Source organism: Pseudomonas nitroreducens (assembly GCF_014204515.1).
GTDB lineage: Bacteria > Pseudomonadota > Gammaproteobacteria > Pseudomonadales > Pseudomonadaceae > Pseudomonas > Pseudomonas nitritireducens_A.
In genome coordinates this window covers 72,908-97,333 of sequence record NZ_JACHLI010000010.1, presented here as the reverse complement: position 1 = coordinate 97,333, position 24,426 = coordinate 72,908, and the positions used below count along the sequence as shown (strand labels likewise).

Here is a 24,426-nt window from a genome sequence, read left to right as displayed (position 1 = left end):
GCTGGAGCCACGCATGATGTTCGACGGCGCGGTGGCCGCCACGGCTGCCGAAGTGGCCAAGCCCACTGACGGCCAGGACGCCGCCGCCGCCGACAAGGCCGGCGCGAGCAGCGCCAGCAAGGACAACGCCGCTGCCCATGCCGCCACCAGCGACGCCCGCAGCGATGCGGGGCACGAAGCGGCAGCCGGCAGTGGACGCAATGTCGTGTTCGTCGATTCGCGCGTGGAAGATGCCCAGCAGCTGTTGCAGGGTGTGGCCGCCAATACCGACGTCGTCTTCCTCGACAGCCGCGGCAACGGTGTACAGCAGATGGCCCAGTACCTGGCCGCGCACCCCGGAGCCGCCTCGGTACAGATTATCGCCCACGGCAACGCTGGCGATCTGTGGCTGGGCAACAGTTACGTCAGTGCCGAGAACATTGCCGACTATGGCAACTCCCTCAGCCAGCTCGGCGCCAGCATGCAGGCCGGCGGCGACATCCTCATCTATGCCTGCAATACCGCCCAGGGTGAGCGCGGGCAGACCTTCGTCAACGAGCTGGCCAGCCTGACCGGGCGTGATATCGCCGCCTCCGATGACCGTACCGGCAACGGTTCGGACTGGGACCTGGAGGTCACCACCGGCGCTATCCAGGCGCGGCCGGTGCTGTCGGCTACTGCCGAAGCTGCCTACCAGCACAACCTGGCGATCATCACGGTCACCACCACCAATGACAGCGGCGCCGACCTGACCTTCGGCGCCAACCAGGCGGCGGATCTTGCCGACGGCAGTGGCCTGTCGCTGCGCGAAGCGATCAACTGGGCCGCCAACGGCGACACCATCAAGTTCGCCCCAGGGCTCAGCGGCGGCACCATCGCGCTGACCGGCCATGCCTCCGGTGACTCTCTGCTGGTGATCGCCAAGAGCCTGACCATCGAGGGCGACATCGATGGCAACGGCTCGGCCGACATCACCCTCGACGGCCAATACAACGGCCGGGTGCTGGAGATCAAGGCGGGCACGGTGAATCTTGACGGCCTGATCATCCAGCACGGCTTGCTCTCCGGCGCCGGTGGCGATGGTGGCAGCGCACCGGGAGTCGCCGGAAGCCAAGGCGGCGACGCCCTGGGCGCCGGTATCCTGGTGAGCGGCGGCACGGCGAACATCAGCCATTCGATCATCCGCTACAACGTCGCTGCCGCAGGCGGTGGTGGTAGCGGTTCCTCCCAACCGCAACTGACTTCCTATGGTGGTGGTGGCGGTGCGGGCTTCAGCAACAAAGGTGGTGGCGCCGGTGGTGGTGGCTACGGCAACCCGGGCAGCCCCTCCACGGGTAACGGTGTGGGTACCGCTGGCCTGGGCGGCCCACTCGGAGGCAAGGGCGGTAGCACCGCCGGTGGTCTCGGCGGCTCCTACACCGGCGGCGCGATCGGTTACAACTACTACCAGGGCGGCGCCGGCGGCAAGGCATCCGGCATCCTCGGCTCCGTCGGTGGTGGCGGCGGGGCAGGCGGCTATGGCCTGGCCGGAACGACACTGGCTGGCAAGGGCGGTAGCGCAGCGGGCGCGATGGCAATTGCCGCGGGGGCGACGGTCAACATGACCGACACCGTGATCCTCGGAAACCTGGCGGCGGGCGGCGGTGGTTCCGCCGGCAGCTCGGCCACGGCGGGCACCGTGGGCGGTGACGCGGCCGGCGCCATCCTGGTCGCCGGTACGCTGCATTACCAGAAGAGCAGTGTGTCCTTCTTCAACAACTCCGGTGTCGCTGGCGGCGGCGGAGCTGGCTTCAGCGGCACTGTCGCTGACGGTGCTTCGTTCAGTGACAGCGGCAAGGCCAGCGCTTCGTCGGGTTTGATCGACTCCACCTACGCTCCTCCGCCGACCGCCACCATCGTCGTCTCCGACAACGCCCTGAAGATCGGCGAAACCTCGCTGGTGACCTTCACCTTCAGCCGGGCGGTGACCGGTTTCACCAACGCCGACCTGACCATCGCCAACGGCACCCTGAGCGCGGTGAGCAGCGCCGATGGTGGCATCACCTGGACGGCGACCTTCACCCCGACCAACGGCATCACCGACACCACCAACCTGATCACCCTCGACAATACCGGGGTGACCGCGATCAGCGACGGCGTGGCGGGTGTCGGCAGCACCTCGTCGAACAACTACGCCATCGACACCCAGCGACCGACCGCGACCATCGTGGTGGCCGACACTGCACTGAAGATCGGCGAAACCTCCCAGGTGACCGTCACTTTCAGCGAAGCCGTGAGCGGCTTCACCAACGCCGACCTGACCATCGCCAACGGCACCCTGAGCGCGGTGAGCAGCGCCGACGGCGGCATCACCTGGACGGCGACCTTCACGCCAACCGCCAACCTCACCAACACCAGCAACCTGATCACCCTGGACAACAGCGGCGTCGTCGACCTGTCGGGCAACGCCGGCAGCGGCAGCACCGATTCGAACAACTACAGCATCGACACCCAGCGGCCGACCGCGACCATCGTCGTATCGGATACCGCGCTGAAGGTCGGCGAAACCTCGCAGGTGACCATCACCTTCAGCGAAGCGGTGAGCGGCTTCACCCTCGCCGACCTGATCGTGGCCAATGGCACGCTGTCGAGCCTGAGCAGCAGCGATGGTGGCATCACCTGGACGGCCACCCTGACGCCGAGCGCGAACATCACCGATACCACCAACCTGATCAGCCTGGACAACACCGGTGTCGTCGACCTGGCCGGCAACGCCGGCAGCGGCACCACCAACTCCAACAACTACGCCATCGACACGGCCCGCCCGACCGCGACCATCGTGGTGGCCGACAATGCGCTGAAGATCGGTGAAACCTCGCTGGTGACCATTACCTTCAGCGAAGCGGTTACCGGCTTCTCCAACGCCGACCTGACCATCGCCAACGGCACCCTGAGCGCGGTCAGCAGCATCGACGGCGGCATCACCTGGACCGCCACCTTCACGCCGACCGCCAACCTCACCGACGCCACCAATGTCATCACCCTGGACAATACCGGGGTCACCGACGCGGCGGGCAACACCGGCAGCGGCACCACCGACTCGAACAACTACGCCGTCGACACCCAGCGCCCGACGGCCACCATCGTGGTTGCCAATCCCAGCCTGGCCCTCGGCCAGACTTCGCTGGTGACCATCACCTTCAGCGAGGCGGTGACCGGGTTCACCAACGCCGACCTGACCATCGCCAACGGCACCCTGAGCGCGGTGAGCAGCGCCGACGGTGGCATCACCTGGACGGCGACGTTCACGCCGACCTCGAGCATCACCGACGCCACCAACGTCATTACCCTGGACAACACCGGGGTCTCGGACACGTCGGGCAACGCCGGCAGCGGCACCACCGATTCGAACAACTACCGCATCGACACCCAGCGGCCGACCGCGACCATCGTCATGGCCGACCCTAACCTGAATGCCGGTGAAACCTCGCTGGTGACCATCACCTTCTCCGAAGCGGTCACGGGTTTCACAAACGCCGACCTGACCATCCCCAACGGTACCTTGAGCGCGGTCAGCAGCAGCGACGGCGGTATTACCTGGACGGCGACCTTTACCCCGAGCACGGGCATCAACGACGCCACCAACCTGATCACCCTGAACAACACCGGCATCGCCGACCTGGCCGGCAACACCGGCGCCGGTACGACCAACTCCGCAAACTTCACCATCAACACTGTGCTGCCGACCGCCACCATCGTGGTTACCGACAGCTCGCTGCGTATCGGTGAAACCTCGCAGGTGACCATCACCTTCAGCGAAGCGGTCACCGGGTTCACCAATGCTGACCTGACCATTGGCAACGGCACCCTGAGCGCGGTCAGCAGCGCCGATGGCGGCATCACCTGGACGGCGACCTTCACCCCGACCAACGGCATCACCGACACCAGCAACCTGATCACCCTGGACAACTCCGGGGTGCAGAACTTCGTCGGCAACGCCGGCAGCGGCACCACCTCGTCGAACAACTACGCCATCGACACCCAGCGCCCGACGGCCACCATCGTGGTGGCCGACACGGCGCTCGGCATCGGCCAGGCGACTACGGTGACCATCACCTTCAGCGAAGCGGTGACCGGCTTCAGCCTGGCCGACCTGACCGTGGCAAACGGCACGCTCAGCGGCCTGACCACCTCGGACAACATCACCTGGACGGTCACCCTCACCCCGGCCACGGGCATCACCGACACCAGCAACCTGATCACCCTGGACAACACCGGGGTTTCGGACGCTGCGGGCAACACCGGCAGCGGCAGCACCGACTCGAACAACTACGCGATCGACAGCCAGCGCCCGACGGCGACCATCGTCATGGCCGATACCGACCTGCGCCCGGGCGAAACCTCGCTGGTGACCATCACCTTCAGCGAGGCGGTGAGCGGGTTCGACAACAGCGACCTGAGCGTGGCCAACGGTACGTTGAGCAACGTCGTCAGCAGCGACGGCGGTATTACTTGGACGGCCACCTTTACCCCGAACCTCGGCGTCAGTGATGCCACCAACCTGATCGTCCTCAACAACACCGGGTACACCGACCTGGCCGGCAACAGCGGCAGCGGCACTACCAATTCTGCCAACTACGCGGTGCAGACCCTGGTGCCGACCGCCACCATCGTGGTCGCCGATACCGCCCTCAAGGCCGGCGAAACCTCGCTGGTGACCATCACCTTCAGCGAGGCGGTCAGCGGGTTCGACAACAGCGACCTGACTGTCGCCAACGGTACGCTGAGCAACGTCAGCAGCAGCGATGGTGGCATCACCTGGACGGCGACGCTCACCCCGACCGCCAATGTCACCGATGCCAGCAACCTGATCACCCTGAACAACGCCGGGGTGAGCAACGCATCGGGCAACAGTGGGGTCGGTACCACCGACTCCAACAACTTCGCCATCGATACCGCATTGCCGACCGCCACCATCGTGGTCGCCGACAATCGTCTGGGCATCGGTGAAACCACTGCCGTGACCATCACCTTCAGCGAGGCGGTGAGCGGCTTCGACCTGTCGGATATCAGCGTCGCCAATGGCGTCCTGTCCAACCTGAGCAGCACTGACGGCGGCGTGACCTGGACCGCGATTCTGACGCCCACCGCCGGCATCAGCGATGCGACCAACCTGATCGTCCTCGACACCAGTGGCGTGCAGGACCTCGCCGGCAATATGGGCGCCAGTATCGCCATCTCCAACAACTACATCGTCGACGGCATACGCCCGACGGCCAGCATCGTGGTAGCCGATGCCGGGCTGGGTCTGGGCCAGACCAGCCAGGTGACCATCAGCTTCTCCGAGGCGGTGACCGGGCTGGACCTGTCGGACCTGGTGGCCAGCCACGGCAGCCTATCCAACCTGACGACCAGTGACGGCGGACGCACCTGGACCGCGACCCTGACGCCCGACGCCAATACCACCCAGGGCGGCAACCAGATCACCCTGGACACCAGCCTGGTGGCGGACCTGGCCGGCAACACGGGGGTTGGCAGCGTCGCCTCCAATGTCTACACCGTCGACACCCAGCGCCCGACCTCGAGCATCGTGGTGACCGACAGCGCGTTGAACGCAGGCCAGTCGACGCAGGTGACGATCACCTTCAGCGAAGCCGTGAGCAACTTCGACAACAGCGACCTGACGGTCAGCAACGGCACCCTGAGCGCGGTCAGCAGCAGCGACGGCGGCATCACCTGGACCGCGACCTTCACGCCTTCCATCGGTGTCACCGACGCCAGCAACCTGATCACCCTCGACAACTCCGGGGTCAACGATGCCCTGGGGAACGCCGGCAGCGGCGTTTCCATCTCGAACAACTACGCCATCGACACCGCTCGCCCAACGGCCACCATTGTGGTCGCCGATCCGCGCCTGGCCATCGGCCAGTCCAGCCTGGTGACCATCACCTTCAGCGAGGCGGTCAGCGGCTTCGACAATGCCGACCTGAGCGTCGCCAATGGCTCGCTCAGCGCCGTCACCTCCAGCGACGGTGGCCTTACCTGGACGGCGACTTTCACTCCGAACGCCGGCGTCACCAGCCTCGACAACGTCATCAGCCTGAACAATGCCGGCTACACCGATGCGGCCGGCAATAGCGGAACCGGGACCAGCGTTTCCAACAGCTTCGCCCTCGATACCCAGCGCCCGAGCGCGACTGTCGTGGTGGCCAACAACGAGCTGCGCCTCGGCCAGTCCTCGCAGGTGACCATCACCTTCAGCGAGCCGGTCAGTGGCCTCGAACTGTCCGACCTCACGGCCACCAATGCCACGCTGTCCGGCCTGAGCAGCAGCGATGGCGGCCTGACCTGGACGGCCACACTGACGCCGTTGCTCAACGTCGTCGGCTCGAACAATGTGGTGACGCTGAACAACCTGGGCTACACCGATGCCGCCGGCAATACCGGGCTCGGCATCAGCCAGTCCAACGTCTATGCGATCAACAGCATTGCCCAGGAAGGCGACCCGCAATACCGCACCGAGCAGGGCGTGCGCCCCGTGGTGACGAACAGCGGCCTGCCGGGCAATGCACCGCAGGTGCCGTCGGCGCTGCAGAACGCCGGCCCGCCGACGCTGGGCAGCATTCCATTGCTCGACAGCAGCAACCGTGGTTCGGCGCAGTCGGCGCTGGGCAGTGTGTTCCGCGAGGGCCCGAGCCAGAGCCAACTGGCGCTGATCTTCTCGAACAACGGCAACTCGGCGTTCGGCGACGACAGCGGCCATGGCTTCCTCGGCTTCGGCGGCGGCGATGGCGGGGTCTTCGCCAGCACCACCCTCGGCTCGATCTTCGGCGAAGCCCGTGAGGGCGACGAACAGGCGCTGTCGGCCTTTGGCCAACGGCATGGGGATATTGGCGGTGGCCTGAGCGGCGTCTTCGCCGGCAACGGCCTCGGCCAGCAATTGCATGAAATGAACCAGCGTGAGCAGCGTCAGGTCGCCGACCTGGCGCAGGCTTTCGGTGAGCTCGGCCAGGTAAGGCCGGCGAGCTGAAGGTGGCAGGGCGGACAATCACAAGAAGCCGTACAGGGGGCGGCTCCACCACCATGAACAAGCAATTCCGATTCCTCAGCGTCAGCCTGCTGGCGCTGGCCATCAGCGGCTGCGCCGTGACCAGCGAACCGATCAGCCGTGCCGACAGCGAGCAGCGTGCGCGCGACGACCTGTCCGGCATGTTCAAGACCCAGGAGCCGCTGGGCGGCGCGCTGACGCTCAACGAAGCGCTGGCCCGTGCCATCAAGTACAACCTGGAAGGTCGCCTGAAGGTCATGGAAGAAGCCCTGGCCAGCCGCCAGGTCGACCTCGCGACCTTCGACATGCTGCCGCGCATGGCGCTGGAAGCCGGCTACGCCGGGCGCAACAACGTCAGCGCGTCCTCCAGCAAGAGCGTGCTGACCAACCAGCAGTCCCTGGAACCGTCCACCTCGCAGGATCGCGACCGCGACGTCGCTGACCTGACCATGGTGTGGAACGTGCTCGACTTCGGCGTCAGCTACGTCAGCGCCAAGCAGCAGGCCGACCAGCGCCTGATCATCGAGGAACGCCGCCGCAAGGTGCGCCAGACCATCGTCCAGGACGTGCGCTCGGCCTACTGGCGCGCCGTGGCCGCCGAACGCCTGCTGGGCCGTATCGACAGCCTCAGCGCGCGTGTCGATCAGGCCCGCAAGGACAGCCAGAACCTCAGCAGCCAGCGCATCGGCGACCCGGTCCAGGCGATGAGCTACCAGCGCTCGCTGATCGAGGCGACCCGCCAGCTGGAAGTGCAGCGCAAGGCGCTGTCGCTGGCCAAGACCGAACTGGCCACCCTGATCAACCTGCCGCCGGGCACCGACCTCAAGCTGGCCATGCCGGCCGAGGGTTACCCGCTGCCGGAGCTGAAGGTGAGCATGGAGAGCCTGGAGCTCGAAGCGCTGGCCTCGCGCCCGGAACTGCGCGAGCAGGACTACCAGGGCCGCATCAGCGCCGCCGAGACCAAGAAGGCCATGCTGCGCATGCTGCCGGGCCTGGAGTTCTCCGCGGGCGGGCACTACGACAGCAACTCCTACCTGGTCAACCAGAGCTGGGCCGACTATGGCGTGAAGGTCACCTGGAACCTGTTCAACGTGCTCTCCGCGCCCGCCGCGATCAAGGTCGCCAAGGCGGGCGAGGACGTCGCCGCGGCGCGGCGCCAGGCGCTGTCCATGGCGGTGCTGGCGCAGCTCTACGTGGCCCAGGCGAACTACCAGGAAGCCCGCCGGCAGTTCCAGACCAGCGAAGAACTGGCCAGCCTCGACGGCCAGATCACCCAGGAACTGCGCAACCGTCACCAGGCCCAGGGCATCGGCGAACTGGAGCTGATCCAGGGCGAGCTGAACACCCTGCAGGCCGACCTGCAGCGCGACCTGGCCTACGCCGAGCTGCGCAATGCCTACGGCCAGGTGTTCGCCAGCGTGGGCCTCGACCCGCTGCCGGCACAGCTCAAGTCCGACTCCCTCAGCGACATCGGCCAGGGCCTGGCCAGCCGCGAGGAGCAGTGGCAGCGCGGCGAGATCGCCAATCCCTGATAGCGCCCGCGCAACAGAAAAGCCCCGGCCAAGTGCCGGGGCTTTTTTCATCGATCCACCGCCCGGTGCAGACCTCATCTGCCGGTCTGCTCTTCGTAGGAGCGAGCTTGCTCGCGAACCGCCCAACCGACAAACCCGCCGGAAACACCGTTCGCGAGCAAGCTCGCTCCTACAGGTGCACCCTGCCACAGAGTTGCCACAAAAAAGCCCCGGCAGATGCCGGGGCTTTTTCATTCAGGCGGCGTGATGCCGCTTCAGCGGCGATCCACCCAGACGGTCTGGGCGTTGCAGAACTCGCGCACGCCGAAGTGCGACAGCTCGCGGCCGAAGCCGCTCTTCTTCACGCCGCCGAAGCCGACGCGCGGATCACTGGCGCTGTAGCCGTTGATGAACACGCCACCGACATCCAGCTCGGCGGTCATCTGCCGGGCACGGGCGAGGTCGGCGGTGAACACCGTGGCAGTCAGGCCGAAGTCGCTGTCGTTGGCCAGTTCCAGCGCGTGACGGGCATCCTTCGCACGGATGATCGAAGCCACCGGGCCGAACAGCTCCTCGCGGAACGAGGTCATCTGCGCGGTAACGTCGGCCAGCACCGTGGGCTGGTAGAAGTTGCCGGTGCCTTCGGCCTTGCCGCCGCCCAGCAGCAGGGTGGCGCCTTCGGCCAGGGTGCGCTGCACCTGGTCGTCCAGCTCGTCACGCAGGTCGAAGCGGGCCATCGGGCCGATGTAGGTCTGCGCCTGGGTCGGGTCACCCATTACCAATTCGCGGGCAGCGGCGACGAAGCGTTCGGTGAAGGCGTCGGCGATGCTGTCTTCGATGATGAAGCGCTTGGCGGCGGCGCAGACCTGCCCGGAGTTCTGGAAGCGCCCGGCGACGGCGGCCTTCACCGCGACCTCCAGGTCAGCGTCGGCGAGCACGATGAAGGCGTCCGAACCGCCCAGCTCGAGCACGCACTTCTTCAGCGCGGCACCGGCCTGGGAACCGATGGCGGAGCCTGCGCGCACGCTGCCGGTGACGGCGGCTATGCGGTCGTCGCGGATGGCCTGGGACACCAGGTCATTGCCGACGTTGATCACCTCGAAGGTGCCGGCCGGGAAGTCTGCCTGCTGGAAGGCCTGCTGCATCAGGTAGGCGCTGCCCATGACGTTGGGCGCGTGCTTGAGCACGTAGGTGTTGCCCGCCAGCAGCGCCGGCACCGCGCCGCGCAGGACCTGCCAGACCGGGAAGTTCCACGGCATCACCGCGAGAATCGGGCCCAGCGGGCGGTACTCGATCCAGGCGCGCTGCTGCTCGACGCTGGTGGGCTCCGGGGCGAGCATCTGCGGGCCGTTGGCGGCGTACCAGTCGCACAGGCCGGCGCACTTTTCCACCTCGCCGCGGGCCTGGGAAATCGGCTTGCCCATCTCCGCGGTGATGGTGGCGGCGAAGGCTTCGGCGTTGGCGCGCAGCGCCTGGCCGAGGCGCACCAGGGCGGCGGCGCGCTGCTCGATGGGGGTGCGCTTCCAGCCGGCGTAACCCTGGGCCGCGCGGGCCAGGGACTGCTCCAGGGCCTCGGCGGATTCGAAGGCGTAGCTGTTGATCACCTCGCCGGTGGCGGGGTTGCGGGAAATCGCGTGGGTCTGCGGGGTGATGCTCATGGCTCGCTCCTGGAGAGTGGCTGAGGGCCGATCGGGGATCAGTGAGGGCCAGTGTCGCGTTGAATCGTGCTTATGAAAACTGAATAATAATGACGATTACGCTCTCGTCTGGAGAATGAAATGGACCTGGTCCAGCTGGAAATCTTCTGCGCCGTGGCCGCCCACAAGAGCATTGCCGCCGCCGCCCAGGCCATGCACCGCGTGCCATCCAACCTGACCACGCGGATCAAGCAACTGGAAGCGGACCTGGGCACTGACCTGTTCATCCGCGAGAACAACCGTCTGCGGCTGTCGCTGGCCGGCCACGACTTCCTCGTCTATGCCACGCGCATCCTCGGCCTGGTGGAGGAGGCGCGGGTAGTGGTGTCGGGCAAGGAGCCCAGCGGGCGCTTCCCCATCGGCTCACTGGAAAGCACGGCGGCGGTGCGCATCCCGCGCCTGCTGGCGCGCTACCACCAGCAATACCCCAAGCTGGAGCTGGACCTCTCCACCGGTCCCTCGGGCGAGATGATCGACGGGGTGATCGCCGGCGAGCTGATCGCCGCCTTCGTCGACGGGCCCATCAAGCACCCGGCGCTCGACGGCATGCCGGTGTTCGACGAGGAGATGCTGGTGGTCGCGCCGTCCCACCATGCGCCGATCCGCCGTGGCCGGGATGCCGACGGCGAGATGATCTACGCGTTCCGCGACAACTGCTCCTACCGCCACCACTTCGAGCGCTGGTTCGCCAGCGACGGCGCGGCGCCCGGCGCCATCCGCGAGCTGGAGTCCTACCACAGCATGCTCGCCTGCGTCAGCGCCGGCGGTGGCCTGGCGGTGATGCCGCGCAGCATGCTCAGCCACATGCCCGGCAGCAGCTCGGTGAGCGCCTGGCCGATGGCCGGCGAGTTCGCCCGCCTGAACACCTGGCTGATCTGGCGCAGCGACTCGCGTTCGCGCTCGCTGGAGCTGTTCCGGCAGATGGTCGAGGAGCAGGCGGCAGCGCTGGACATGGCCGGCGGCTGAACTGCGGGCGACTTTCGCCCGCCGCCGGGTGGATGTGCCTATGCTGTTGCGCAGGGAAAACGGCTGGAGGCTGGGTGGCTATGGCCAGGGTTCTGCTCGCGGATGCGACACCCATCGTGCGCGATGCCTTGCGCACGTTACTCGAAGACATGCGCCATGAAGTGGTGGCAGAGGCCGTCGACGTGCCCACGGCGCTGAGCCTGGCGCGGGAGACCCGGCCGGAGCTGGTGATACTGGAGCTGAGCCTGCCCGGCGCCGGCGGGCTCGACCTGCTGCGGCGCCTGCGGGCGCGCGAGGCCAGGCAGAAGGTGCTGGTCTACACGCGGCAGAATCCCGCGCATTTCGCGCCGCTGTGCTTCCAGGCCGGCGCCGCCGGTTTCGTCGGCAAGGACCAGGACACCGCGCTGCTGCGCAAGGCCATCGCCGACGTGCTGGCCGGGCGCGGGCATTTCGCCCGTGAGTACATGCAGCCCGGCGCCGGCGATGCGCTGGCCAGTCTCACGCCGCGCGAGCTGGCGGTGCTGCAGCTGATCGCCGAAGGGCATTCCAACGTGCGCATCGCCGAGCAGCTGCGCATCAACTTCAAGACCGTCAGCACCTACAAGGCCCACCTGCTGGAGAAACTGCACGTCGGCTCGAACGTCGAGCTGGCCGAGATCGCCCGGCGCAACGGGCTGGTGGCCGGCTACCCGGGCGGCGCGGCAGTGAGCGAAGCTTTGCCGGCCGAGCTGGGCCTGCTGCGCGATCTGGTGGACGCCGCACCCAATCCGATGTTCGTGCGCAACATCGAGGGCCGCCTGCTGTTCTGCAACCAGCGCTTTCTCGACTACCACCACACCAGCGCCGAAGTGGCGCTCAGTGCGTCGCTGGCCGACAGTCCGTGGTTGCCGGCGGAGTACCGCGAGTCGCTGCCGCAGCGCTTCGAACAGATGATCCACGACGGCGTCCCGGTGCAGGGCGTGCGGCGCATGGTTGTGCAGGGCCAGGTGCGCGTGGTGCATATCTGGATGGTGCCGTGCCGCGATTCCAGCGGGCAGCCGTCCGGGGTACTGGGCGGCCTGCAGGATGTCACCGACAGCGAGGAGCAACTGATCGAGTGGCGTGACCGCGCGCTGGCCGCCGAAGGGCGCCTGCACCGCAGCCGCGAGATCGGCACGGCGGCGCTGGAAGAATTGAGCGCACGCCTGGCGGCGCTGGAACTGCACCCAGCCACGCCCGGCCTGGCGGGCTTCAGCCAGGCGCTGGAGCAGTTCAAGAGCACCTGCGACCCTCGCCAGGACACGCCGATGCCAGCGCTGGAGCCCTGCGATCCGTTGCTGCTGATTCAGGCGGTCCTGGCCAACCATCCCGGCAGCCGCCTCGACAACCGCTGTATCCAGCCATTGCGGGGTTGGCTTGACGCCGGGCTGCTCAGGGCCTGGATGAATGCGGCGCTGGGCTTGCTGGTGGCAGGGCCGGATGGCGCGTTGACGGTCATGCTCGACGCCAAGGCGACGCGCCAGGGACAGGTACTGATGCGCCTGGAACTGAACGGCCCCGGTGGGCAGCCCAGTATCGTGCTGCAGCAGTATGCCCTGCGCGTGGCCGAGCGCCTGAGTGCGCGTATGGGCATCGAGCGCGGCAGCGAGCGCGTCACGATCGACCTGGAGCTGGAGTTCGCCCTGGCGGCCGGTCCCTGACTGCGGAAAAACTCTGATGGCAGCGCGGGAAGGACTCTGAGTTCGCAACGCCGGCGCCGTTCCTAGCATGGCAACAACTCGAACATCTACAGGAGTTGTTGCCATGATCCCCCTCTCGAAAACTGTCGGCAGCCGTCGCTGCAGCGCGCTTTCCGCCCTGGCCCTGGCGCTGCTGGTCGCCACCGGCCCGGTGCTCGCCGCACCGCCCCAGACCGCTGCTCAACCCGTCTCCCAGCCCCTGGTCCTGCTCGCACACCAGCAGTTGCTCGAAGGCGATCTCGCCGCGGCCCAGGCGCTGCTCAACCAAGCCGGCGCCCAGGGGCAGGGCGGCACCCGCGCGCTGGCCGAGCAGGCCTTCATCGAGGATGCCGCCGGCCGCCACATGCGGGCCCGGCAGTTCTACGACGCCCTCAAGGGCAGTGACCAGGCGGCGGTGATTGCCTTGCCGCAGGCGGTGAACCTGGCGGCGTTGGGCCGGCTCGACCAGGCCGGCAAGGCCTTTGCCGAGCTGCAGAAGTCCTCGGCCAATCCGCGCCTGCAGGCCTATGCCGGCATGTGGAATCTCTGGGTCAACGCTCGCCAGGCCAGCGCTGCCGGGGCCAGGCCGGCCGCCGTCAAGGCCAGGGTCGAAAAGCTGGCCCGTGGCATCAAACCGTTCGATGAACACCAGCGCGCCCTGCTCGCGCTGTTCCAGGGCAAGTCCGACAGCTCGGCGGTATTCGCCCAGATCGACGCGCAACAGGCCCCCGATGCGGTGAAGCGTGACATGCGCAGCGAAGCCGGGCTGTTCGCCGGTGGCTACCTCGACTACGTCCGCCAGGACCACGCCGGTGCGCTGCGCCTGTACGAGCGCGCGCTGCAGCAGTCGCGCCCGACGGCGATGGAGCGCCCGCAACTGATCCAGTCCAGCCGCGCCCTGCAGCTGTCCTCCCGCTGATTTCCCCCTGATGACGCCAGGGGCTGATCCCCTGGAAGGAGTCCCCTCATGAACAGGATTTATCGTCTGGTATGGAGTGCCTCGCGCAATGCGTGGGTCGCCGCCTGCGAATTCGCTACCGCCCACGGCAAGGCCGGACGCAGCGTGGTGGTCGGCACGCTGGCAGCCTCGCTGCTTTGCAGCCCGGTGGCTTCGACCTTCGCGGCAACCCCGTACAAGAACGGCTCGGCCTTTGAAAAAGGCGTCGCCGGCAACCCCGGTCTCTACGTCAACGACGCCAGCAACGACAGCGGCTGCATCTTCGTCCACGATACCGGCGCCACGGGTAGTACCGGCTGGAAGTACGATTCCGACAACACCAACTGCCTGACCAGCGACAAGGCCAGCCAGACCGCCCGTGTCCTGTTCTACGGTTCGGGCAAGCGCACCGATGGCACCGACTCGCTGACCCTGGGTAACGAGCTGTATGTGAATGGCGGGCGCATCGGCCTGAACGATCAGTTCGGCGCCAACCCGACGCATTCCATGGCCATCGGCAACATCGGCGTCGATGCCAGCGGCAACCCCACCGGCACCCGCGCCACCGCGCAGGATTCCATCGCCATCGGCAACGATGCCGTCGCCAGCCAGCAGAACGCCATGGCCCTGGGCACCAACGCACAAGCCAACGTGGCCGATGGCGTGGCGCTGGGCTCGCGCTCGGTGGCCGGCACTGCTGGCGGCCAGCCCGGCTATGCACCCATGGGTGCGAATCAGCCGCAGCTCGACGCGATCAACGCCACCACCAGCACCCTAGGCGCCATCGCCGTGGGCGATGCCAGCAACGGCCAGTATCGGCAGATCACCGGCCTGGCCGCGGGCAGCCTGGACAGCGACGCGGTCAACGTCGCCCAGCTCAAGGGCGTGACCGGCCAACTGGCCCAGGACGCACTGCTCTGGGACCCGACCTCCAACGGTGGGCAGGGCGCTTACAGCGCCAGCCACGGCGGCAATACCATCAACAGGATCACCAACGTTGCTCCCGGCACCCTCAGCCCGACCTCCACTGACGCGGTGAACGGCTCGCAGCTGAACCAGACCAACCAGAACGTCACTAACGTCGACAACCGCGTGAGCAATGTCGATAACCGCGTCAGCAATGTCTTCGGCGACGACAGCGTTACCAACATCCAGCAGAACGGTCGCGGCATCCGCTACGTGCGCACCAACGACAACGGCCTGCCAGTGACCGATGCCTACGCACAGGGGCAGGGTTCTACCGCGGTCGGCTACCAGGCCACCGCCGCTGCCGCCAATGGCATTGCCATGGGCCGTGACGCGAGCAGCCTGAGCCGGGAAGCCACCGCCATCGGCGTCGGTGCCAAGGTCGACGTCGATTCCAGCCGTGGTCTGGCGGTGGGCAACAATGCCCTGGTCCAGGGCGGCAGCGGCATCGCCGTGGGCAACGACGCGCAAACTCTTTCCGCCGACGCCATCACCCTGGGCAACCGCGCCGTGGTCAATCATGGCGCCACCGACAGCCTCGCCCTGGGCAATGACAGCCAGGTCGCCACAGACGCCAACAAGGCCGTGGCCCTGGGCTACGGCGCCAAGGCCAACGCCAGCCGTTCGCTGGCGCTGGGCAGTGATGCCGCTGCGGGCGCGGCGGGCTCCGTCGCCCTGGGCAGCGGTGCCTCGGTCAACGATATCGGCTCCACCGGCAGCCTCGCGCTGGGGCAGAACAGCAGCGTCACCGGCAGCAACTCCGTGGCGCTGGGCAATGGCAGCAACGCCTCCAGCAGCAATGCCATGGCAATGGGCAATGGCGCCCGTGCCGGCGCTGCCAGCAGCATCGTCCTCGGCCAGAACGCCAACGTCACCGACAGCGGCTCCACCGGCGCCGTGGTGATCGGCCAGAACGGCAGCGCCCTGGGCGCCAATGCCATCGCCCTGGGCACCGGCAGCAGCGTGACCCGCGCCAACTCCGTAGCCATCGGCCGCGACGCCAGCGCCACCGCGCTCAACAGCGTGGCCCTTGGCGCGCGCAGCAGCACCAGCGCCAACCTCCAGCAACCGGCCTACGTACCTGCTGGTGCGTCCGGCGTGGCTGGCAGCACCCCGGCGGGTGAGGTGTCCATCGGCTCGGCGGGTAGTGAGCGGCGCCTGACCAACCTGGCCGCCGGCGCCGCCGATACCGATGGCGTCAACGTCAGCCAACTGAAGACCCTGGGCAGCCAGGTCGCCGACAACGATGCCGGGGCGGTCAAGTACGAGCGCAACCCCGACGGCACCATCAACTACAACAGCGTGGTGATGCAGGGCGACACCTACAACTCGGTGAGCAAGACCGGTGGCACGAAGATCACCAACGTCGCCCGGGGCTCGGATGACAGCGATGCGGTGAACATGTCGCAGCTCAACGAGACCAACCAGAACGTCAGCAACGTCGACAACCGGGTGACCAACGTCGACAACCGCGTGAGCAATGTCTTCGGCGACGACAGCGACGCCAACGTCGCCGAGAACGGCCGTGGCATCCGCTACGTGCGCACCAACGACAATGGCCTGCCAGTGGACGATGCCTACGCCAAGGGGCAGGGCTCCACGGCGGTCGGCTACCAGGCCCAGGCGACTGGCGGAAGCGCCCTGGCACTAGGCCGCAACGCCAGCGCCACGGCGGACAACAGCGTCGCGCTGGGGGCGGGCAGCACGACCACGGCCAACCTTGCCCATCCGGCTTACCGGGCGGGTGGGCACCCGGTGATGGGCAATGCCACCGGTGAGGTCTCGGTCGGTTCAGCAGGAGCCGAACGCCGGGTGACCAACCTCGCCGCCGGCGCGGATGAAACCGATGCGGTGAACGTCTCGCAACTGCGTGGCGTTGCCGACCGCACCGACCAGCTGGCCCAGGACGCATTGCTCTGGGACCCGGCCGCCAACGGCGGCAACGGCGCCTTCAGCGCCAATCATGGTGGGCGTGGGCCGAACAAGATCACCAATGTGGCGGCCGGCGATATCAACGCCGACTCCACCGATGCGGTGAACGGTTCGCAGCTGTACGAAGTGACCACCCAGATCAACAACATCACCCTGGGCGGCATCAAGTACTTCCATGCCAACTCGCAGAAACCCGACTCGCTCGCCAGCGGCACCGACTCCATCGCCGTCGGCCCGGCCGCCCAGGCTTCCGGGACATCCTCCCTGGCCTTGGGGGATGGCGCCAACGCCAGCGCGACCAATGCCAGCGCCATCGGCAGCAACGCCGCCGCCAGCGGTGAAAACGCCACGGCGGTGGGCACCGGGGCCAGCGCCAGCGGCGGCTCCTCGGTGGCCCTGGGCGAGGGCGCCAGTGCGACCGCCGAGCGCAGCTCGGCCATCGGCGCCGGAGCCAGCGCCCAGGCCGCCAACAGTGTGGCCCTGGGCGCCGATTCGCTGGCCGACCGTGACAACAGCGTCTCGGTGGGCAGCGCCGGCAACGAGCGGCAGATCACCAACGTCAAGGCCGGCGAGGCCGACACCGATGCGGTCAACGTCTCGCAGCTGCGTGATCACGGCGACACGATCAACAACAGCATCAGCAACGTCGACAACCGCGTGACCCAGGCGAAGACCGACATCACCCAGCTGCAGAACGGCACCGACGGCATGTTCCAGGTGAACAACAGCAGCAACCTGCCCAAGCCGCGCCCCACAGGGACTGACGCGGTAGCCGGTGGGGCCGGGGCGGAGGCCGCTGGCAACAACAGCGCGGCCATCGGCACCCGTGCGCGGGCCAGTGGCAGCAATGCCACGGCACTGGGCAACGGCGCCAGCGCCCAGGCGCAGAACTCGGTGGCGCTGGGCGCCAACTCGGTGGCCGACCGCGCCAACAGCGTCTCGGTGGGCAGCGCCGGCAATGAGCGGCAGATCACCAACGTCGCCGCCGGCACCGCGCCGACCGACGCGGTGAACGTCAGCCAGTTGCAGCAGAGCATGGGCGACATCTCCAACCAGTTCTACGACTACACCGACTCGCGCTACAACGCGCTGCGCCACGACCTGAAGAAACAGGACGACATCCTCAGCGCCGGCATCGCCGGGGCCATGGCCATGGCGACCCTGCCGCAACCCCACTCGCCGGGGGCCAGCATGGCCACCGTCGGCCTGGGCAACTACCGCGGCCAGGGCGCGCTGGCGATCGGCGTGTCGCGCATCTCCGACAACGGCAAGTGGGTCACCAAGCTGCAGGGCACCACCAGCAGCCAGGGTGAAGCCGGCGTTGCCGTCGGTGTCGGTTACCAGTGGTAAGTCATTGCAGCGGCGCCCGGCTGCGGCCGGGCGCCTGAAGGAGATCAAGATGAACACGTTCGATATCCGCGGCCTTCGCCCCCTCGCCATCGTCTGCGCCGGCCTGCTGCTGGCGGCCTGCGGCAGCCACAGCACGGTGGATGCGCAAGGCCACAGCGCCGAGCCGAAATTCCCCGCGATCAGCGACTCCTATCGTCCGCAGGGCAGCTACGTGAACCTGGAAAACCTCGGCAAGATCCAGCCGGGCATGGGCAAGGCCCAGCTCTACGAGCTGCTCGGCACCCCGCACTTCCAGGAGGGCCTGTTCGGCGTCCATGAGTGGGACTACGTCCTGCGTTTCCGCCGTCCGGGCCAGCAGGACCTGGTCTGCCAGTACAAGGTGCTGTTCGACAAGGACATGCAGGCACAGACCTTCCTGATCTCGCCGGCCGATTGCCTGGATCAGGCCCGGCCGGTCCCGGCCGCGTCGCCCGTGGTGGCACCGGCTGCGGCACAGCGGGTCACCCTGGGCGGCGACGCCACCTTCGCCTTCGACAGCGCCGAACTCAGCGCCGCCGGCCGCGCCAGCCTGGCGCCGCTGGCCGGACAGCTGAAGGCGCAGCAGCCGGCGCACATCAGCATCACCGGGCACACCGACCGCCTCGGCTCGCCGGCCTACAACCTCGACCTGTCGCGGCGCCGCGCAGAAACGGTGCGGGACTACCTGGCGGCTGCCGGGGTGCCGACCGCCGCCATGCGCGTGCGCGGCGCCGGGGCGGCCGAACCGCTGGCCGACTGTCCGGAGCTGCCGCGCAGCCAGCTCATCCATTGCCTGGCGGCCGACCGCCGGGTCGTCATCGAATCCAGCGCCGTTGCGGCGCAAGCCCAAGAGTGAGGACCACGCCATGAACATCCAGAGCAAATGGCTGACTGCGCTGCTGATTCCCGCCTGCCTGCTGGCCGGCTGCAAAGGCGCCGACCCGTCTGCCGTCACCAGCGCCAAAGCGAACGTCCAGCAGTCGCTGGGCACCCTGGACTATCCGGCCCTGCCGGTGATCCGCAACGCGATCTTCAGCATGAGCCCGCTGGTGGACGGCAAGCGCAATGCTGCAGTGATGCAGCAGGTCTGCGGCCTGGCCCGTGGCGAAACCACCCAGGCGCAGGTTGATCGCTTCGTCGCCGCCAGTGGCGAGACGACGCAGCACCTGAAGGACAAGGGCGGCGTCACCGCATTGCTGGTCAGCGGCAACCACACCGGCCAGCAGATCGCCTGCGCCGCCTACCTGGCCACCGCACCGCTGATCCAGGTCGACGGCAACGAGTTCATCGCGCCGCAGAAAGGCGCCGACGGCAAGCTGCAGGTCGACCAGGCCCGCCTGGGTGAAGTCATGGCCGTCCGCATGGCCCTGGCCCGCACCGACGCCGAATACTTCAGCCTGATCGCCGAGAAGCTGCAGCAGACCCCGGGCCTCACCGACGCCCAGTACCAGGCGCGCACCCGCGAGCTGTTCTCCGAACTGGCGCCGGCCTACCTCAAGCGCGTCAAGGAAATGATGCCGCCGGCCGGCACCCGCTTCGACCTCAAGCAGATGGACAGCGAGCGCTTCGCCTTCGGCACCTCCAACGGCGGTGAGTACGAGTACACCAGCGACGGCATGACCCTGCGCCAGGACAACATCACCTGGTACGGCAACGGACAACTGATGGGGCAGGCGCACAGCCTGAAGATCGCGCACTACCCGCAGGAGGTGACGCAGAATCTGCGTTGATCGGCAGGCTACGCGAGGCGCCGGCATTGCTCGGCGCTTTCGCGCGCAGCTCGTTCAGCGCTCATGGCGCACTCAGGACTTCTCGCGCATCAGTCGACCCAGGACGGCAGCCAGTGCGGCGCCTGCCACGCCGCCGGCGAGGGTCGCGAGTATCTCGGCCAGCAGTCCAAGGGCGCTATCGCGGTCCGGGGCGCCGAGGAAATTCCCCAGCTCCGGCCACAAGGCCAGCCACAGGCCGATGAAGGTCAGCGCCAGGTTGTACCACCGCCCGCTGACCCGCGCCGGGCGATAGCTGCGCACGAACAGGATGAAGGTGCTGAACGCCAGGGCCAGGAGCAGGGTACCCAGGCACTGGCTGAGGGCGTCCGGGCCGGACATCGACTCAATCCTCCGCGCTGCGCAGGCGCAGGCACTGGCGGCGATGCAGGCCCAGGTCCATCTCGTCGAGCAGCGCCTCGGCGTAGGAGCGGGCGAGGGCGGTGGCGTCGGCGTTGCTGTCGCTGGCACGGCTGAAGTCGTCGATGCGCAGGCCCTGGGCCACGGCCGGCTGCTCCACCAGCATCCAGTCCAGGCCGCTGACTTCCAGGCTGCGCGCCAGCCCTGCGGCGAGCTGTTCGTCGGCGCTATCGGCGGGGTCCACCAGCCACTGCCAGTGGCCGACGAGGAACAGGCGTGGCAGTTCGGCGCGCAGTGCGCCGTCGATGAGTGCGCCGCACAGCGGTGGCAGCCGTGGCGGGGGTTCGTGGCCGAGGAAGGCCACGGCGACGTCCAGGCCGGCCACGGCTTCGCTCACCACTGCGGGGGAGTCCAGGCTGCCCAGCTTGCAGCGCAGGCCCGGGCGGGCGCGCAGCTGGTTGAGGTCGCCCTGCAGCACCGTCACTTCGTGCTGGCGCTGCAGGGCGCTGGCGATCAGGGCCTGGGCGAGGCTTTCGGCGGGCTGGAAGATGCCCAGCTTGAAGGTCGGTGTTTCGAGGTTGTGCATGCTGCCTCCTGCGGGTGGCCGTCCTCGTTCGAAGGTCGTGCGCCGCAGGAGGTTCAAGGCGATTCGCAGGCGGTGCTAGAGCCACCAGCGCAGCAGGTAGAAGGCGCCCATGCTGAGGATCACGCTGAGCAGCACGTTGCGCGTCCACAGCACCAGGGCCACGGCGACGATGGCGCCGAGCAGGTAGGGGTTGTCCGGGCGCAGGTTCAGCTGGTGCTCGGGGAGGAACACGATGGGCCCGCAGATCGCCGTGAGCATGCCCGGCACAGCGAAGCCGAGGAACTGCCGCACGTTGCTGCCCAGGCGGATCGGCAGGCGCGGTTCGAGGAACACGTAGCGGTTGAAGAAGACGATCAGCCCCATGCCGAAGATCACTGCCCAGACCATCATGCGCGTACTCCCGAGAATTTCTGGCAGAGGAAGCCGGCGAACATCCCCGCCAGCCCGGAAAGCACCAGCGCCGAACCGACCTGCCAGTAGCTGAGCAGCACCGAGCAGAACAGCGCGACGGCGACGCAGACCACGGTGGGGATGTTCTTCACCACCGGTACGATCAGCGCGACGAAGGTGGCGGCGATGGAGAAGTCCAGCCCCAGGTGTTCCAGGCCCGGAATGCTGGTACCGATCAGCACGCCGGCGAGGGTGAAGAGGTTCCAGGCGATGTAGAAGGTCAGGCCCACGCCCAGGGCGTACCAGCGGTTGAAGGTCTCGCGCTGGTGGCCGCTGATCAGCGCGAACAGCTCGTCGGTGAGCAGGAAGCCCAGCCCGGCGCGCCAGCGTCCCGGCAGGCCGGAAATCACCGGGCGCAGGGTCATGCCGTAGAGCAGGTGCTGGGAGGTCAGCAGCAGGGTGGTGAGCAGGATCGAGAAGATCCCCGCGCCGCCCTTGAGCATGCCGATCGCCACCAGCTGCGCGGCACCGGCGAAGACGATGGCCGACAGCCCCTGGCCGTGCAGCGGCGACAGCCCGGCGTCGATGGCCAGGGAGCCGGCGAGCAGCCCCCAGGGCAGCACCGCGAGCGACAGCGGCAGGATGTCGATGGCGCCCTTGAGGAAGGCGCGTGAGGGAAGCGGGTGTTGGGACATGGAAGCTTCTTGCAGGCAGGTAAGTGCTGCAAGGGTGGCAGAGACGGGCAACGTCTGGCTTGAACAATCTTGCTGCCGGGCGCTTCTTTCGTCGCCTGCCATGCCTCCAGGCGATGCCGAGCCCAGCTGACCCCGGCCGGGTGCGGCCGAGGACCGGGCGGCGCTCAGTCGCTGCCCAGCAGCTCGCCCAGGGAGCGCGCCAGTTCCTCGTGGTGCACCGGCTTCTGGATCACCAGGCTGCCGGGCAGCTCCAGCCCCTGCAGCTCGGCGTAGCCGGTGAGGAACACCACCGGCAGGTAGGGGAAGCGCTCGCGGGCGATCCGCGCCATCTGCGCGCCGTTGAGCTCGGGCATGGCGAAGTCGGTGAGCAGCAGGTCGACATGCTCGTCGAGCATCTCCAGCGCCTGCTGGCCGCTGCTGGCCTGGCGCACGCGGTAGCCGTAGAGACGCAGGGCATCGCCGAGCAGTTCGCGGACCAGGTCGTCGTCGTCCACCAGCAAGATGTTGCGGTCGTGACCGCTGTCGGAGAGGTCGCGCAGCGGTTCCGGCTCGCCGCCGTCGACGGCCTGCGGCTGCTTCACCGCCGGCAGGTAGACGTTCACCTGGGTGCCGCGGCCGGGCTCGCTGTCGATGTGCACGCCGCCGCCGGACTGCTTGACGAAGCCGAACACCTGGGCCAGGCCCAGCCCGGAACCCTTGCCGATGTCCTTGGTAGTGAAGAAGGGTTCGAACACCTTGCCCAGCACGTCCTCGTCCATCCCGCAGCCGGTATCGCGGATCGACAGCACCACGTACTCGCCCGGCTCGGGGTGTTCCGGGCGACTGGGTGCCTGGGTGATCCGCAGGTTGTGGGTGGACAGGGTCAGCTGGCCGCCGGCGGGCATGGCGTCGCGGGCGTTGATCGCCAGGTTGAGGATGATCATCTCGGTCTGGGTCGGGTCGGTCAGCGCCTGCCAGAGGCTGTCGTCCAGCGCCAGGTGCACCGAGATGTTGCCGCCCAGGGAGCGGCGCAGCAGTTCTTCGAGGCCGGCCAGGGTGTCGTTGAGGTTCAGCGGCACCGGCTCCAGGCGCTGGCGGCGGGAGAAGGCGAGCATCTGCGCGGTGAGCTTGGCGCCGCGCTCGCCGGCCTCGCGGATGTGCTGCAGGCGCTTGTTGGCCTTGTCCACGTCGCCCTTGGCCAGGTCCCGTTCGAGGAAGGTGGCGCCGCTGAGGATCACCGTCAGCAGGTTGTTGAAGTCATGGGCAACCCCGGCGGTCAGCTGGCCGACCGCTTCCAGACGCTGCATCTGCTGCAGCGCCGCCTCGATGCGTTCGCGCTCGGTGATCTGCTCGCGCAGCCGCGAGTTGGCCTCGGCCAGGTCCAGCGCCGCCTCGCGCTCGCTGGTGATGTCGCGGGCGACCACGTAGAGCAGGGTGTCCTCCGGCACCACCACCCAGGACAGCCAGCGCTGCCGGCCGTTGGCGTGGCGGATGCGGCCGTCGAAGCGCGCGCTGGTGCCGCCGTGGGCGAAGGAGGCCAGTTCGCCGAGGAAGGCCTGCTGGTCCTGCTCGGGCAGCAGCTGCAGCAGCGACAGGCGCGAGAGCATCTGCCGCTTGAAGCCCAGGGCGTGCTCCCAGGCCGGGTTGAGGGCGACCGGGGTGAGGTCGCTGTTGAGCACCGCCAGCAGGTCCTGGGACAGGTCCCAGGAGCGGTCGCGCTCGCGGGTGCGGCGCTCGACCCGTTCGCCGAGCATCTCGTTGAGCTGCTCCAGCGCCTGGGTCGCCTGGCGCTGCTGGTGGATGTCCTGCAGCACCCCGGAGAAGCGCACGCAGCGGCCGTCGACGAACTGCGCCTGGCCATTGCTCAGCAGCCAGCGCGGCTCCTGCGCACCGTGGGCGCCGATGCGGAACTCCACCCGGTAGCGGCCATCGCCGTCGGGCTGCATGGCGCGCTCGACGGCATCGCGGACCAGCCCGAGGTCGTCGGGGTGGATGCCGGCGAAGAACACCTCCATGCTCATCTCGGTGTCCGGCAGCAGGCCGAACAGGGTCTTGCAGCGTTCGTCCCAGAGCAGCAGGCCGTCTTCCGGGCGCAGGTCCCAGGTGCCCATGCCGGCGGCATCGATGGCGATGCGTGCGCGCGCCTCGACGTCCGCCAGGGCCTCTTCGGCGCGGCGTCGGCGCTGGCGCTCCTGCACTTCGGTGAGGGCGCGGCGTACCGCCTTGGGCAGCAGCGAGAGGTTCTTCTTCAGGACATAGTCGGTGGCGCCCAGGCGGATCATCTCCACCGCATGTTCCTCGCCGTAGATGCCGGAGAGGAAGATGAAGGGGGTGTCCGGCACCATGCGCTGGGCGATGGCCAGTACGTGGGTGCCCGAGGAGCCGGGCAGCACGCAGTCGCAGAGGATCAGGTCGAAGCTGCCTTCGTTGAGGGCGTGCTCGACACCGATGTGGTCGAAGACGTGGCGGGAGTCGATCTTCATCCCGCTGCGCTCCAGGCGCAACAGGGTCAGCTCGGCATCCATGGCGCTGTCTTCGACGATCAGCAGTTTCAGCGGGACTTCGGGCAT

The 24,426-nt window shown here is 67.9% G+C and carries 14 protein-coding genes; 8 read left to right on the top strand and 6 right to left on the bottom strand.

The genetic code is table 11. The annotated features are described in order from the left end of the window. Positions 1–13: 13 nt before the first annotated feature. Positions 14–6,988, top strand: a complete 6,975-nt coding sequence (locus HNP46_RS14650; RefSeq protein WP_184590293.1) for an Ig-like domain-containing protein — start codon at positions 14–16, stop codon at positions 6,986–6,988. Between the two features lie 53 nt (positions 6,989–7,041). Further along, positions 7,042–8,538: a TolC family protein gene (locus HNP46_RS14645; RefSeq protein ID WP_184590101.1), complete on the top strand. Its 1,497-nt coding sequence runs from the start codon at positions 7,042–7,044 to the stop codon at positions 8,536–8,538. A gap of 254 nt (positions 8,539–8,792) precedes the next feature. Here HNP46_RS14645 and HNP46_RS14640 read toward each other — a convergent pair whose 3' ends face one another. Continuing rightward, the gene (locus HNP46_RS14640; RefSeq protein ID WP_184590099.1) at positions 8,793–10,175 is read right to left on the bottom strand and encodes an aldehyde dehydrogenase family protein; all 1,383 of its coding nucleotides are present in this window, start codon (positions 10,173–10,175) and stop codon (positions 8,793–8,795) included. A 120-nt stretch (positions 10,176–10,295) separates the two neighbouring features. Here HNP46_RS14640 and ptrR point away from each other — a divergent pair, with 120 nt between their 5' ends. From ptrR to HNP46_RS14610, 6 genes are all read left to right on the top strand, one after another. After that, the gene (ptrR, locus tag HNP46_RS14635; protein ID WP_184590097.1) at positions 10,296–11,180 is read left to right on the top strand and encodes a putrescine utilization regulator PtrR; all 885 of its coding nucleotides are present in this window, start codon (positions 10,296–10,298) and stop codon (positions 11,178–11,180) included. 80 nt (positions 11,181–11,260) lie between these two features. Next, positions 11,261–12,859: a response regulator gene (locus HNP46_RS14630; protein ID WP_221454976.1), complete on the top strand. Its 1,599-nt coding sequence runs from the start codon at positions 11,261–11,263 to the stop codon at positions 12,857–12,859. A 103-nt stretch (positions 12,860–12,962) separates the two neighbouring features. Then, positions 12,963–13,796 carry a hypothetical protein gene (locus HNP46_RS14625; protein WP_184590093.1) on the top strand — a complete coding sequence of 278 codons (834 nt, stop codon included), beginning with the start codon at positions 12,963–12,965 and terminating at the stop codon, positions 13,794–13,796. A gap of 48 nt (positions 13,797–13,844) precedes the next feature. Then, entirely contained in the window at positions 13,845–18,062 is a 4,218-nt protein-coding gene (locus tag HNP46_RS14620) for a YadA-like family protein (RefSeq protein ID WP_184590092.1), read from the top strand. A 49-nt stretch (positions 18,063–18,111) separates the two neighbouring features. Next, positions 18,112–18,936, top strand: a complete 825-nt coding sequence (locus HNP46_RS14615) for an OmpA family protein (protein ID WP_184590090.1) — start codon at positions 18,112–18,114, stop codon at positions 18,934–18,936. 10 nt (positions 18,937–18,946) lie between these two features. Then, positions 18,947–19,810 carry a hypothetical protein gene (locus tag HNP46_RS14610; RefSeq protein ID WP_184590088.1) on the top strand — a complete coding sequence of 288 codons (864 nt, stop codon included), beginning with the start codon at positions 18,947–18,949 and terminating at the stop codon, positions 19,808–19,810. 72 nt (positions 19,811–19,882) lie between these two features. Here HNP46_RS14610 and HNP46_RS14605 read toward each other — a convergent pair whose 3' ends face one another. The 5 genes from HNP46_RS14605 to HNP46_RS14585 form a co-directional block, all read right to left on the bottom strand. Beyond that, positions 19,883–20,188, bottom strand: a complete 306-nt coding sequence (locus HNP46_RS14605) for a hypothetical protein (protein WP_184590086.1) — start codon at positions 20,186–20,188, stop codon at positions 19,883–19,885. A gap of 4 nt (positions 20,189–20,192) precedes the next feature. Continuing rightward, positions 20,193–20,792 carry an NAD(P)H-binding protein gene (locus HNP46_RS14600; RefSeq protein ID WP_184590084.1) on the bottom strand — a complete coding sequence of 200 codons (600 nt, stop codon included), beginning with the start codon at positions 20,790–20,792 and terminating at the stop codon, positions 20,193–20,195. 75 nt (positions 20,793–20,867) lie between these two features. After that, positions 20,868–21,182 carry an AzlD domain-containing protein gene (locus tag HNP46_RS14595; protein WP_184590082.1) on the bottom strand — a complete coding sequence of 105 codons (315 nt, stop codon included), beginning with the start codon at positions 21,180–21,182 and terminating at the stop codon, positions 20,868–20,870. After that, positions 21,179–21,877 carry an AzlC family ABC transporter permease gene (locus HNP46_RS14590; protein ID WP_184590080.1) on the bottom strand — a complete coding sequence of 233 codons (699 nt, stop codon included), beginning with the start codon at positions 21,875–21,877 and terminating at the stop codon, positions 21,179–21,181. Before HNP46_RS14590 ends, HNP46_RS14595 begins: the two co-directional genes overlap by 4 nt. 164 nt (positions 21,878–22,041) lie before the next feature. Next, a complete protein-coding gene (locus tag HNP46_RS14585) occupies positions 22,042–24,426 on the bottom strand; it encodes a response regulator (RefSeq protein ID WP_184590078.1) in 2,385 nt (794 codons plus the stop codon).

Excerpts from the sequence above, each read along its gene's own strand:
- HNP46_RS14650 (WP_184590293.1), top strand. The coding sequence starts at position 14 with ATGATGTTCGACGGCGCGGTGGCCGCCACGGCTGCCGAAGTGGCCAAG.
- HNP46_RS14645 (WP_184590101.1), top strand. The coding sequence starts at position 7,042 with ATGAACAAGCAATTCCGATTCCTCAGCGTCAGCCTGCTGGCGCTGGCC.
- HNP46_RS14640 (WP_184590099.1), bottom strand. The coding sequence starts at position 10,175 with ATGAGCATCACCCCGCAGACCCACGCGATTTCCCGCAACCCCGCCACC.
- ptrR (WP_184590097.1), top strand. The coding sequence starts at position 10,296 with ATGGACCTGGTCCAGCTGGAAATCTTCTGCGCCGTGGCCGCCCACAAG.
- HNP46_RS14630 (WP_221454976.1), top strand. The coding sequence starts at position 11,261 with ATGGCCAGGGTTCTGCTCGCGGATGCGACACCCATCGTGCGCGATGCC.
- HNP46_RS14625 (WP_184590093.1), top strand. The coding sequence starts at position 12,963 with ATGATCCCCCTCTCGAAAACTGTCGGCAGCCGTCGCTGCAGCGCGCTT.
- HNP46_RS14620 (WP_184590092.1), top strand. The coding sequence starts at position 13,845 with ATGAACAGGATTTATCGTCTGGTATGGAGTGCCTCGCGCAATGCGTGG.
- HNP46_RS14615 (WP_184590090.1), top strand. The coding sequence starts at position 18,112 with ATGAACACGTTCGATATCCGCGGCCTTCGCCCCCTCGCCATCGTCTGC.
- HNP46_RS14610 (WP_184590088.1), top strand. The coding sequence starts at position 18,947 with ATGAACATCCAGAGCAAATGGCTGACTGCGCTGCTGATTCCCGCCTGC.
- HNP46_RS14605 (WP_184590086.1), bottom strand. The coding sequence starts at position 20,188 with ATGTCCGGCCCGGACGCCCTCAGCCAGTGCCTGGGTACCCTGCTCCTG.
- HNP46_RS14600 (WP_184590084.1), bottom strand. The coding sequence starts at position 20,792 with ATGCACAACCTCGAAACACCGACCTTCAAGCTGGGCATCTTCCAGCCC.
- HNP46_RS14595 (WP_184590082.1), bottom strand. The coding sequence starts at position 21,182 with ATGATGGTCTGGGCAGTGATCTTCGGCATGGGGCTGATCGTCTTCTTC.
- HNP46_RS14590 (WP_184590080.1), bottom strand. The coding sequence starts at position 21,877 with ATGTCCCAACACCCGCTTCCCTCACGCGCCTTCCTCAAGGGCGCCATC.
- HNP46_RS14585 (WP_184590078.1), bottom strand. The coding sequence starts at position 24,426 with ATGCCCGAAGTCCCGCTGAAACTGCTGATCGTCGAAGACAGCGCCATG.